The organism is Parafrigoribacterium mesophilum, assembly GCF_039652555.1.
Lineage (GTDB): Bacteria > Actinomycetota > Actinomycetes > Actinomycetales > Microbacteriaceae > Parafrigoribacterium > Parafrigoribacterium mesophilum.
The window spans coordinates 94,146-105,625 of record NZ_JBDJAF010000003.1; the positions used below are offsets into that span (position 1 = coordinate 94,146).

Annotated in this window: 12 protein-coding genes; 2 read left to right on the forward strand and 10 right to left on the reverse strand. The window is 65.0% G+C overall.

The features are described 5' to 3' along the window. Nucleotides 1-3 precede the first annotated feature (3 nt). The 6 genes from ABFX56_RS12105 to ABFX56_RS12130 all read right to left on the reverse strand — a co-directional run bounded on the left by ABFX56_RS12105 (nucleotide 4) and on the right by ABFX56_RS12130 (nucleotide 4,118). Entirely contained in the window at nucleotides 4-585 is a 582-nt protein-coding gene (locus ABFX56_RS12105; RefSeq protein WP_346233595.1) for a F0F1 ATP synthase subunit B, read from the reverse strand. Between the two features lie 49 nt (nucleotides 586-634). After that, entirely contained in the window at nucleotides 635-865 is a 231-nt protein-coding gene (atpE, locus tag ABFX56_RS12110) for an ATP synthase F0 subunit C (RefSeq protein ID WP_346233596.1), read from the reverse strand. A gap of 46 nt (nucleotides 866-911) precedes the next feature. Beyond that, nucleotides 912-1,703, reverse strand: coding sequence for a F0F1 ATP synthase subunit A (atpB, locus tag ABFX56_RS12115; RefSeq protein WP_346233597.1), 792 nt, complete (start codon nucleotides 1,701-1,703; stop codon nucleotides 912-914). 122 nt (nucleotides 1,704-1,825) lie between these two features. Beyond that, the gene (locus tag ABFX56_RS12120; RefSeq protein WP_346233598.1) at nucleotides 1,826-2,266 is read right to left on the reverse strand and encodes a Cg1360 family ATP-synthase-associated protein; all 441 of its coding nucleotides are present in this window, start codon (nucleotides 2,264-2,266) and stop codon (nucleotides 1,826-1,828) included. Continuing rightward, nucleotides 2,263-3,453, reverse strand: a complete 1,191-nt coding sequence (locus ABFX56_RS12125) for an MraY family glycosyltransferase (protein ID WP_346233599.1) — start codon at nucleotides 3,451-3,453, stop codon at nucleotides 2,263-2,265. Before ABFX56_RS12125 ends, ABFX56_RS12120 begins: the two co-directional genes overlap by 4 nt. Further along, a complete protein-coding gene (locus ABFX56_RS12130; RefSeq protein WP_346233790.1) occupies nucleotides 3,450-4,118 on the reverse strand; it encodes an L-threonylcarbamoyladenylate synthase in 669 nt (222 codons plus the stop codon). The genes ABFX56_RS12125 and ABFX56_RS12130 overlap by 4 nt, the downstream gene beginning before the upstream one ends. Before the next feature lie 288 nt (nucleotides 4,119-4,406). Between ABFX56_RS12130 and ABFX56_RS12135 the strand changes: the two genes are divergently transcribed. Both ABFX56_RS12135 and ABFX56_RS12140 read left to right on the forward strand, forming a co-directional pair. Beyond that, complete coding sequence (locus tag ABFX56_RS12135) at nucleotides 4,407-4,637, forward strand: HAD-IA family hydrolase (protein ID WP_346233600.1); 231 nt, start codon at nucleotides 4,407-4,409, stop codon at nucleotides 4,635-4,637. Then, on the forward strand, nucleotides 4,634-5,248 hold the full coding sequence (locus tag ABFX56_RS12140) for an HAD family hydrolase (protein ID WP_346233601.1): 615 nt from the start codon (nucleotides 4,634-4,636) through the stop codon (nucleotides 5,246-5,248). Before ABFX56_RS12135 ends, ABFX56_RS12140 begins: the two co-directional genes overlap by 4 nt. Here the strand turns inward: ABFX56_RS12140 and prmC are convergent. The 4 genes from prmC to rho all read right to left on the reverse strand — a co-directional run bounded on the left by prmC (nucleotide 5,229) and on the right by rho (nucleotide 11,357). Continuing rightward, nucleotides 5,229-6,098 (reverse strand): peptide chain release factor N(5)-glutamine methyltransferase, encoded by an 870-nt coding sequence (prmC, locus tag ABFX56_RS12145; RefSeq protein WP_346233602.1) that lies wholly within the window; start codon nucleotides 6,096-6,098, stop codon nucleotides 5,229-5,231. The two genes, ABFX56_RS12140 and prmC, sit on opposite strands and share 20 nt — an antisense overlap. A gap of 148 nt (nucleotides 6,099-6,246) precedes the next feature. Next, entirely contained in the window at nucleotides 6,247-7,725 is a 1,479-nt protein-coding gene (locus ABFX56_RS12150; protein WP_346233603.1) for an HNH endonuclease signature motif containing protein, read from the reverse strand. Between the two features lie 276 nt (nucleotides 7,726-8,001). Then, complete coding sequence (prfA, locus tag ABFX56_RS12155; protein WP_346233604.1) at nucleotides 8,002-9,081, reverse strand: peptide chain release factor 1; 1,080 nt, start codon at nucleotides 9,079-9,081, stop codon at nucleotides 8,002-8,004. A 5-nt stretch (nucleotides 9,082-9,086) separates the two neighbouring features. After that, nucleotides 9,087-11,357 (reverse strand): transcription termination factor Rho, encoded by a 2,271-nt coding sequence (gene rho / locus ABFX56_RS12160; protein ID WP_346233605.1) that lies wholly within the window; start codon nucleotides 11,355-11,357, stop codon nucleotides 9,087-9,089. Nucleotides 11,358-11,480 lie beyond the last annotated feature (123 nt).

Consider the following 11,480-nt stretch of genomic DNA (forward strand, 5'->3'; position numbering starts at 1 on the left):
GTGTTACTTGCCCTGCTCTGCGGCGACGCTCTGCGTGTCTTGGGAGGTAGTGCTTTCAGAAGCCTCCAGGTCTGCGAGGAACCTGTCGACGATGGCTGCCGCCTTCTCGTCGTCGGCGAGAGTCTCGCCGATGACGCCGGAAGCCAGGTCAATAGCGAGCGAGCCTACTTCGGCCCGCAGGCTCACCAGGGCGCCCTGCCGCTCTGCTTCGATCTGGGCCTGAGCCTGCGCAGTCACGCGCGCCGCCTCCGCTTGAGCCTGCTCCCGGAATTCGGCAAGGATCTGAGCTCCGTCGGCGCGAGCGGTCTCACGGATCTTCGCCGCCTCGGCGCGAGCGTCAGCGAGCTGTGCCGTGTATTCGGCCAGCGCAGCATCCGCCTCGGCCTTGGCGCTGTCCGCCTTGGCGATGTTGCCTTCGATGGCTTCCGCTCGAGCATCCAGCAATTCCCGCAAGCGCGGCACGCCGATCTTCCAGAAGAAGAACAGGATGATGAGGAAGCACAGGGTTGCGTAAATGAGGTCGGCGGGAGCCGGAATAAGCGGGTTGTGGTCAGCCTCGGCTGCCGCAACGATTGCGTGAAGCATGGTGACTCCTCAGTCTCCCCGGATTAGTTCAGATGTGACGGTATGCGATTTAGCGCATGAAGAAGAAGGTCGCGATACCGATGAAGGCCAAGGCCTCGGTGAAGGCGATACCGATGTACATGAGCACCTGGAGCCTTCCAGCGAGCTCTGGTTGACGCGCCACACCCTCGACGGTCTTACCGACGACGATGCCGATGCCGATACCGGGGCCAATGGCCGCCAGGCCATAGCCGACAGTTCCAATGTTTCCACCGATTTCGGCGAGAGTAGTGACGTCCACGCGTGTTTCCTTCCGTGATGACGAATCAAGCGGTTGCTTGACCCGGTTAGTGTTCTTCAATCAGCGCGAGCTGGATGTAGACCGTGGTGAGAATGGCGAAGATATATGCCTGCAGCAGGATGATCAGCAGTTCGAAGACGGTGAACGCGAAGCCGAAGGCGAAGGTGCCGATACCGAACAGCTTGAAGATGCCCGGCGAGTCGAGGAGGAACCACTGAGTTGCCGTGAAAAAGAGCACCAGCAGCAGGTGGCCGACGATCATGTTCATCATGAGTCGGAGGGTGAGAGTGACGGGACGAATAACGAACGTCGAGATGAACTCGAGCGGCGTGATGAGGAAGTACAGCGGCCACGGAACGCCCGGGGGGAACAATGAATTCCTTACGAATCCAGACGGGGACTTCTTCACGCCGGCGTAGACGAAGGCGATATAGGCGATGACGGCGAACAGAAGTGGGACGCCGATCACCGAGGTGCCGGCGACGTTGAGTCCGGGAATGACGCCAGCAAGATTCATCGCGAGGATCGTGAAGAACACAGTGGCGATGAGCGGGAAGAATCGGCGGCCGTCCTTCTTGCCCAGCAGGTCTTCCACGATGCTGACCCGTACGAAGTCCAGCGCAATCTCGACACCGCTCTGGAAACGGCCAGGAACTACCTTCATGGCCCGGGTGCCGAGCCAGAAGATGAGCACGATCGCGATGACGGCGAGGAACCGGATGATCATGATCCGGTTGATCTCGAAGGGTGTTCCCGCGAAGAAGATGGCGGGTGGGTAGAACTCCCCGATTGACGGCCCGACGAACGGCGGAACGTCGTCTGCGGTCTGGATGAACAAACCTACGGCGTTCGCTAGCAGCGCTTTCTCCAGGTGCTATCCAGGCGTGCTTTTACACGGCGACGAAAAGGTGGGGGATGACTCTTCGACGATCCTACCAAGACTTTAGGCCTCGCCCGAAATCAGCGCTGGGTGAGCTCGGGGTCCTCAGGCGGTTCCGGGAGTTCGGTCTCGACGTAGGGGACTCTGGACTTCGCGGCGACGATCACGTCGACGGCGAGGGTGCCCAGGACGGCGACGACGATGGTGATGAACAGCACTGTCGGCTGGATCCAAGGCTGGTCTTTCAGGGCGAAGGCCAGTACGAGGAACAGCACGAATTTCAGCAACCAGGCGCCCATAACGATGCCGAAGAATGCGCCGATGTCGAACTTGCGCGCGAACAGGATACTGGTGGCTGTGATGCCCAGAAAGACCACGGCCATGCCGGTGCCAATCAGTGCGCTGGCCACTCCCGCTCCTCCGGCGACGAGTCCTCCGACGATCGACCCGACGACGGCGATGGCCGCGGCCAGGATGCCGCCGTACAGCAGCGCGCGTTTCAACACGAGCACGGAACTCATAGGGTCTCCTTCGGGACGGATGCTGCGTCGAGCCCATCAAGGTGCGCGACGGTGCCAGCGTCGTCCTTGGCAGCGGATTGGGCGGCCTTCTCGAGCGCCTTGCGGCGGGTCAGCGGCGCGAGCGTGAGCCAGGTGCATCCGCCCAATCCGACGACGACGAAGGCAAACGCCCACACTACCGGAATGACCATGAGCAGAAGGCCGCCGACGGCGATTACTCCGCTCCACCCGTAAAAGATCAGCACGGCGTGCAGGTGGGAGTGGCCCATGTCGAGCAGCCGGTGGTGCAGGTGTTTGCGGTCGGCACTGAACGGTGACTTCCCGGCTCTCAGCCGTCGCAGCACTGCCAGCACGAAGTCGATCAGCGGCACGACCAGGATCGCCAGGGGCAACATGATCGGGATGAAGGCGGGCGCCAGGAGTTTTCCGGAGTGCATCGACAGCGGATCGATATTGCTCGTCACCGAGATCGCGGAGGTGGCCATCAGCAGCCCGACAAGGAGTGCGCCGGCGTCGCCCATGAACAGTTTCGCCGGATGCCAGTTGAGTGGCAGGAACCCCAGGCAGGCGCCGATGAGAATGGCCGAAATCAGGGAGGCGAGGTTGAAGTACTCTGCTTCGCCGATCACCCTGGCGAGGACATAACTGTAGACGAAGAAGACGCCGTTGGCGATGATGGCGACGCCGGCGACCAGTCCGTCCAGGCCATCGATGAAGTTGACCGCGTTCATCACGAGTACCACCGCAAGCACGGTGAGGATCAGCGACATGTATGCCGACCCGACGGTGAGGCCGCCGATCGGCAGGGAGACCAGTTGTACTCCTTGCCAGGCGAGCAGTCCTGCCGCGATGATCTGGCCGGCTAGCTTCGTCATCCAGTCGAGGTCCCAGATGTCATCGGCGACGCCGATCAGCACGATGATGAGCGCGGCGCCGAGGATCGCGTAGATCGGGCCGGGATTGACGAAGACCAGGTGGAACCAGCTGACCTGTGAGGCGACCGCGAAGGCGACCAGGATCCCAAGGAACATGGCGATGCCGCCGAGGCGGGGGGTGGGCTGCGTGTGTACGTCGCGTGCTCGGATGGCCGGGTACAACCGGAACTTCGTGCTGAGTTTCCAGATCAGCACTGAGAGCCCGAAGGTGACCAGGGCAGAGATGACCAGGGCGAGCACGTAGAAGATCACCCGATGACCTCCTGGATGGCGGCGTCGGAGATCACGCCGTGCCGCACGATGCGGATGCTGCCCCCGGGTTCCATCAGTTCCGTGGCGTCGATGATCGTGGAGGCGGCATCCTGTCCTTCGTTGTGGTCGTAGCCTGCGCCGGCCACTCCCCCGTCCAGATAGACAGTGACGTCGTCTCCCAGCATGTCGTGGGCTTCCTGTACCGTGCGGGCGGCAGGCTTGCCGGTGAGATTGGCGGAGGAGACGGCCAGCGGCCCGGTCTCATTCAGAAGTTCGAGCACCATCGCGTGGGCGGGCATCCGCAGCGCCACTGTTCCGTGGGTCTCCCCCAGGTCCCATTGGAGGCTGTCCCTGGCGGCCAGGATGATGGTGAGTCCGCCGGGCCAGAACGCGTCGACCAGCGCCCGCACCTGGTCGGGGATGTCGGCGGCGAGCGCGTCGAGGGTCGGGATTCCGGGGATGAGCACCGGCGGTGGCGCCTGTCGGCTGCGGCCCTTTGCGTTCAGCAGGCGCTGCACGGCTGCCGCGTTGAAGGCATCCGCGGCCACGCCGTAGACGGTGTCAGTGGGCAGCACGACGAGTTCGCCTCGGCCGAGTGCCCCTCTGGCGAGTCGCATGCCGGTCAGAAGCTCGGCGCTGTCCGAGCAGTCGTAAATGGTCGCCATATCGTAAGCCATCCTATTCTGGACGGCGCACGCCGTGAGGGTCGCCTAAGCTACGAAGCATCGTGGACCTCTACCTGTTCGACTTCGACAAGACGCTGTACCGGTACCACTTCCGGAGGCGGTTGCCTGCGCTGGCGGAATCGATCGGGGCGAGTCAGTATCATCTCGCGAAAACCTGGTGGGCGGCCGGGTACGAGGCCCGTGCCGAGCGAGGCGAATGGCGTACCGCCGATGAGTATTTCGAGCAATGGGAAAAAGTCACCGGGGTGTCGCTGAGAGAATCGGCTGGTGAGTTGCGAGCTGGGTGCGCGCAAACCCGAGGCGCTCGCGTACCAGCGAGCCTTGGAGCACTTCGGGGTGAGACCCGAGGACGCGTTCATGGCGGATGACTCCGCCGCGAACGTGGCTGCCGCGCTCAAGCTCGGCATGCACGCCCATCACTTCACCGAGGTGGACGGTCAGTTTCAGTTGGAGGCGCTGAATCGGGCCATGGATGATTTCGCCGAGCGTCGCCGATGAGCCTGCTGTTCATTTTCGACATGGACGACGTGTTGTACGGCTACGACTGGAAGGCGCGTTCCGAGAGCCTGTCGCTGCTCACCGGGCTGAGTTCTGAGACACTGCAGGATCTATGGTGGCGCAAGGGAAGTGAGTCCGAGGCAGAGGCCGGCCTTCATGCCAGTCCGGAGGCGTACCTGCTCGCGTTCAACGCCGCAATCGGGGTGGACGTCACGGAATCCGATTGGGTGTCGATCCGCGGCGGAGCGATGACGCCGCTGCCGGAATCGTTGAAGGCCGTCGCCCGAGCCGGCGAGCTCGGCCAAGTGACTTTGCTGACCAATAACGGGCCGCTGGCCGCCAAGCACTTGGGCACGCTCGCACCGGAGCTGGTGCCGCTGTTCGGCGAGCACCTGTTCACCTCGAGCGACTATTCGGCGCGTAAACCGGATCCGATCGTATTCCAACGGGTGCTGGAGCGATACGGTACGCCGGCGCGTGACGCGTTCTTCGCCGATGATCTGCCGGAAAACGTGGCGGGCGCGGAATCGGTGGGCATTACGGGGCATTTGTTCACGACGGGGTCGGAGTTGCTGGCAGCGATCGAGGAGTTCAGCGCAGCGCGGTCGTAGCCCTGTCGCGGCCGAGGAAGTCTTGGTGGGTGGCAGTCGCGCGCCAGCCGTCATCCGCGAGTAGCTGGTGGATGGCCTCCGCTTGCAGTTCGCCGTGCTCGATCACCAGCACCCCGCCCGCGTGTAGCAGGCGCCGAGCGGTGATGGAGACCTCGCGCACGATATCCAGTCCGTCCACTCCGCCGTAGAGGGCATGGTCAGGGTCGAACAGACGCACTTCCGGGTCTATCGGAACGGCGTCGGCCGGGATGTACGGCGGATTGGAGACCACGACATCCACGGCCGAATTCAACTCGGGCAGTGCATCCGCGATGTCGGCGAAGACCGCATGGGCGTTGTCCTTGCCATAGCGACGGAAGTTCCGTTGCGTCCATTCGAAGGCTGCCGGCGAGTTCTCCACCCCGTACACCACTGCGTGCGGAACTTCGGTGGCCATGGCCAGCGCGATGGCGCCGCTGCCGGTTCCGAGGTCGACGGCGACCGGCTCAGGCGAGGCGACAACGCGCAAGGAGTCGATGGCGTACTGGGCGACAGTCTCGGTTTCCGGACGGGGCACAAACACTCCCCGACCCACCGCGAGCTCGAGCAAACGGAATGGCGCACTGCCGGTGATGTGTTGAAGCGGCTCTCTCCGAGAGCGACGAGTGACGGCGTCGGTGACGGCGGTCGCGCACTCCTGGGACACGGTCGCGCCGGTCACCGCGCCGGCTTGCACCTGTCCGCGGCTCATGCCCAGCGCGTGACCTATGAGCAGTTCCGCGTCGACGTCCGGGTCGAGGATGCCTGCAGCCCCAAGCGCCTCGATCGCCGCATCCCGTAGCGCACGCACAGTCAGTTCCATCGATTCCATCCTTTCATCCCGCCACCCCTCGCTCGACCCGCCTCACGCGCGCGACGTGCCCAGCCGATCCGGTGGTCGAGCTCGCCCCGCCCCAGCCCCCCGGTGGTCGAGCCTGGACTCCACTGAGCCTGTCGAAGTGTCGAGACCCTGCCTGTGGTTAGAAGGGTGGGATGTTGCCGGGGATGTCAGTGTCGGGTAGGTCGGTGATGACCTGGCCGAGGGGGCTGGTCCATTCCAGGATGCCGGGGGCGACTTGGCGTACCGTCCAGGCACTGTGGTGTTTGAGCGTGTGATCGCTTTTGCATAAACATTCCAGATTTTCTGGTGTGGTCTTACCGCCGAACTCCCACGCGAAGGTGTGGTCGATCTCGGTACGCTGGGGGGCCCGGTTACATACCGGGTACCGACATCGGCCATCCCGGACCTGCAAGAATCTGCGTAATCGTTTCGAGGGCCGGTACTTATCCACGGTGAGCACCATCCCGGCCACCGGATCGGTGAGCACCCGCACCCACTCCGGAGCATCGGCGGCCAACCGGAGCGCGTCATCCATCCCGATCGGACCATGCCCGGCCAGCACAGCCGGATCCTTACCCTGGCCCAGCAGCGACAGCACCGGGATCACCACCGACACCTCGGCGCGGATACCGATACCCGCGGCATGCGGGGCATCCGACCCACCGGTGGGTTGCCCCGTCAACAACAGCTCGGTAGCCAAATCGGTGCGGATCTGATCAAACGTACGCGGATCAGACGCAGTGTTGGCCTGATCGTCGGTGCTGGTGTTGGCGCTATGGATGGCTTTGGCCTGCTCGGTCAGCCGGTCCCAGATGGCCGTACCCAGCAGTTTGGTCACATACAAGGTCAACGTGGCCATCCCATCATCCTCGTCGGACAAGCGCACACACCGGGCCTCCCTGGCTTTCTTGTGCCGGTCCTGGAAGGACACCTTCCCGACCCGGGACGCGGTCAACTGCGCGTACTTGGTCAACCGGCCCGGAGTAACCCGACCGGCCCGCTCCAACACCAGGCGTTCATATTCGGCCCGGTCGGCCGGATCGGTAATGCTGCCGCCATGCAGGGTGATGGTGCGCACATGCCCGGACTCCACCCGGCCGGCCTGCAATCCCTCCAGGGTGGCCGGGAAATTATGCACCATCAGGTGCGCCAATCCCAGCCTGGCCTGCATCGTGGGGGCCGACACCCGGCAGGCGGCCGCCAACTCCGCCGTCAACGACCGCATCGCCTGCTCAAGCTCCGCACCGCCGGTACCCGGCGCCACGGTATCCTCCACCGTCTGGGCCAGAGCCGCCAACTGGCGGTGCTCCAACGCCTGCAGCCGGGATATCTGTGCCCGTACTGCAACCACCTGCTCGATCCGCCACCGACGCACCACCGGGTCGGTGTCATCCAGATCCGGGTCCCCGTCGGCACCCGCAGCCACCGCCGCGTCGGCACCCATGCCGGCGCCACTGCCGACACCCATCCCGACAACGGGGATGCTATCGCCATCCGGCCGCCAGCCCGGCGTGCACTCCGCGGTGGGTTCCGGCATCCATTCCGGCATCCATTCCACCGCTTCGGCCTCGGCCAGCAACGCCGCGATCCGCGCCTGGCGATCGAAGATGTCTTCCATAATCTGATTACACACCCTGCCACTGACACTGGTGCCGACACGATAACTCGGCACTAGGACGGCCGGTTGTCACTCCAACTGCGAAGACGTGTTCCATACTTCTAGTGAACACCCGACCACTGACACTGGTTCCACGAGCACCGGAGGCAGGTCTCGACGGTGCTCGACCACCGGAGGCAGGTCTCGACGAGGCTCGACCACCGGAGGCAGGTCTCGACGAGGCTCGACCACCGGAGGCAGGTCTCGACGAGGCTCGACCACCGGTTGAAGGTGTGGTTAGACGGACTCGCCGATCTCGGCGATGCGGTGCTCCTCATCCGCGGCGATGCAGGACTCGATCACCGGGTCCAGCGCTCCGTTCATCACCTGGTCGAGGTTGTAGGCCTTGTAGCCGGTGCGGTGGTCCGCGATGCGGTTCTCGGGGAAGTTGTAGGTGCGGATGCGCTCCGACCGGTCCATGGTTCGGATCTGACTCTTGCGGGCCGCCGAGGCCTCGGCATCCGCTTCCTCTTGCTGCTGGGCGAGGATGCGGGCGCGCAGCACGCGCATCCCGGCCTCCTTGTTCTGCAGCTGGCTCTTCTCGTTCTGCATCGACACGACGATGCCGGTCGGAAGGTGGGTGATGCGCACCGCGGAGTCAGTCGTGTTGACCGACTGGCCACCGGGACCGCTGGAGCGGTACACGTCGATCTTGAGGTCGTTCGGGTTGATCTCGACCTCGTCGGGCTCGTCCACCTCGGGGAACACGAGCACGCCCGTGGTGGAGGTGTGAATGCGCCCTTGCGACTCGGTGACCGGTACGCGCTGCACGCGGTGCACGCCGCCCTCGTATTTGAGGTGCGCCCAGACGCCCTGCGCCGGGTCGGTCGCGTTGGACTTGATCGCCAGCTGCACGTCCTTGTAGCCGCCGAGATCGCTCTCGTTGCGCTCGAGCAGCTCGGTCTTCCAGCCCTTGGACTCCGCGTAGTGCAGGTACATGCGCAGCAGGTCCGCGGCGAACAGCGCGCTCTCCGCACCGCCTTCGCCGCCCTTGATCTCCATGATCACGTCACGACCGTCATCCGGGTCGCGCGGGATCAACAGGCGACGCAGGCGTTCCTGGGCGATGTCCAGCTTCTCCTGCATCTCCGGGATCTCCTCCGCGAACGACTCGTCCTCGTCGGCCATCTCGGTGGCCGCCGCCAGGTCATCGGTGAGCTCCCGCCACTCGTGGTATGCCGCAACGATCCGGCTCAGCTCGGCGTACCGCCGGTTGACGCGCTTGGAGCGCACTGGATCCGAGTGGAGGGCCGGATCGGACAGCTGTCCCTGAAGGTCCTCATGCTCGGCCAGTAAGGTTTTCACTGACTCGAACATGGGTGTTAGTCCTCTTTCGCGCCTGCCGGTGACGGCATCGACTTCTGCACCTGCATGAGGAATTCGACGTTGCTCGTCGTGTCCCTCAGCCGGCCGAGCACGAGCTCGAGCGCCTGCTGCGTGTCGAGCCCGGCGAGGGCGCGGCGCAGCTTCCAGGTGATCTTGGTCTCGTCCACGCCCATCAGCATCTCCTCACGGCGGGTTCCGGATGCGTTAACATCCACCGCGGGGAAGATCCGCTTGTCGGCGAGCTGGCGCGACAGGCGCAGCTCCATGTTGCCGGTGCCCTTGAACTCCTCGAAGATGACCTCGTCCATCTTGGATCCGGTCTCCACGAGCGCCGTGGCCAGGATGGTGAGCGAGCCGCCGTCCTCGATGTTGCGGGCCGCGCCGAAGAACCGCTTCGGCGGGTACAACGCCGAGGAGTCGACGCCGCCGGAGAGGATGCGACCGGACGCCGGAGCGGCCAGGTTGTATGCACGGCCCAGGCGGGTGATCGAGTCGAGCAGCACGACGACGTCGTGACCGAGTTCGACCAGGCGTTTGGCCCGCTCGATGGCGAGCTCGGCGACGGTGGTGTGGTCCTCGGCGGGGCGGTCGAAGGTGGAGGCGATGACCTCGCCCTTCACCGTGCGCTGCATGTCGGTGACCTCTTCTGGGCGCTCGTCCACGAGCACGACCATGAGGTGAACCTCGGGGTTGTTCTTCGCGATGGCGTTGGCGATGGCCTGCAGCACGAGCGTCTTGCCCGCTTTCGGCGGTGAGACGATCAGGCCACGCTGGCCCTTGCCGATCGGCGACACGAGGTCGATGATGCGCGGGGTCAGTTTGCCTGACTCGGTCTCCAGGCGCAGCCGCTCGGTCGGGTAGAGCGGGGTGAGCTTGCCGAATTCGGCGCGCTCGCCTGCCTGCTCCACCGGAAGGCCGTTGATCGAGTCGACCTTGACGATGGCGTTGTACTTCTGACGGCTGGTGTTTTCGTTCTCACGGGGCTGCCGGATGGCGCCGACCACGGCATCGCCCTTGCGCAGGTTGTACTTCTTGACCTGGCCTAGCGAGACGTAGACGTCGCTGGGGCCGGGCAGGTAGCCGCTGGTGCGCACGAACGCATAGTTGTCGAGCACGTCGAGGATGCCGGCGACCGGGATGAGCACGTCATCCTCGGTGATCTCCGGCTCGAAGTCGTCGCTCTGGCCACGGCGCTTGCGGTCGCGGTACCGGCTGCGCCCGCCCCTCTCGCTGTCGCCGTCTTGCTGGCGATCCTGGCGGTCACCTCTGCGGTCGTTGCGGCCGCCTCGGCCGCCCTCGTGGTCATCGCCGTGCTGGTCGTCGCCGTGACGGTCGCCCTGCTGGTGGTCGCCCTGCTGACGGTCGCCCTGCTGACGGTCACCGCGGTCGCCGCGATCGCCGCCGTTACGGTTGCGATTGCGGTTGCGGTTCCGCGACGGAGCCGCCTGCTCGCCGTTGCCATGCTCGCCGTTGCCATGCTCGGCGTCGGCCTTATCGGTGCCGGCCTCGGTGCTGACCTGCCCTGTGCGGACCTGATCTGTGCTGACCTTCTCGGTGCTAACCTGCTCGGTCTCGGATGCCGAAGTGGCGGCCGAACCCTCCTCGACGCCCTGAGTGGTCGCGGCGTTTTCTGCGGCATCCTTTGTCCGAGTCTGCCGGCCGGACTTCGCGCGCGACGGACGTTCGGTGCGCTCGGCGGCCAGGTCGACGCCGGCTTCGGCGTGGGCGACGTGGTCGGCGGCGAGCTTGGTGCCGGATGCCGCGGCGTCGATGGCGGCGCGGGCACGTCGGGCACGCGCGCCAGCCGGCTCACGAACGCCGATCCGGCTTTCGCCCGGTGCGGCTTCGTCCTGGTGCTGGTCGGCAGCCGGAGTGTGCGCCTCTTGTGCCGGAGCGTGCGATTCGGTCGGCGGGGTGGCCTGGGGTGCGGCGGGTGCGGCCTGCGGCTCGGCAGGCGCGGCCTTCGGCGCCGTGGTGGTGACGACTCCGCCGCGCGCAGTGGCGCGCCGTGGGGCGCGCTTCTTGACTCCCGCCTCCGCGGCGGGTTCGGTAGGTGCGGTGGTGCTGGCGGTGCTGGCGGCATCGTCCTGGTGAATATCGGTGTGGTTCTGGGCCTCGGAGATTGCGTCCACGAGTTCTCCTTTACGAAGTTTGGAAGCGCCACGGATGCCCACCTGTGCGGCCAGAGCTTGCAGCTCGGAAACGCGCAGGTCGGTCAGCTTGACGCTCGGGTCCGGCCAGGTGGCGCGAACGATGACATCAGTCACTAAGAGTGATTCCTTTCCCCTGACGAATACGGCACCGAGTTGTACGGTGCCCTCGCAGCGGAGCTTGACGATCATCACGCTCGGTCTGAGCGGGTGCGCAGGGTTGGTGTGTGATGAAGCGAG

Bases quoted from the DNA above. Each gene is read 5' to 3' on its own strand.
- ABFX56_RS12105 (WP_346233595.1), bottom strand. From the start codon at position 585: ATGCTTCACGCAATCGTTGCGGCAGCCGAGGCTGACCACAACCCGCTT.
- ABFX56_RS12120 (WP_346233598.1), bottom strand. From the start codon at position 2,266: ATGAGTTCCGTGCTCGTGTTGAAACGCGCGCTGCTGTACGGCGGCATC.
- ABFX56_RS12130 (WP_346233790.1), bottom strand. From the start codon at position 4,118: ATGGCGACCATTTACGACTGCTCGGACAGCGCCGAGCTTCTGACCGGC.
- ABFX56_RS12140 (WP_346233601.1), top strand. From the start codon at position 4,634: ATGAGCCTGCTGTTCATTTTCGACATGGACGACGTGTTGTACGGCTAC.
- prmC (WP_346233602.1), bottom strand. From the start codon at position 6,098: ATGGAATCGATGGAACTGACTGTGCGTGCGCTACGGGATGCGGCGATC.
- ABFX56_RS12150 (WP_346233603.1), bottom strand. From the start codon at position 7,725: ATGGAAGACATCTTCGATCGCCAGGCGCGGATCGCGGCGTTGCTGGCC.
- prfA (WP_346233604.1), bottom strand. From the start codon at position 9,081: ATGTTCGAGTCAGTGAAAACCTTACTGGCCGAGCATGAGGACCTTCAG.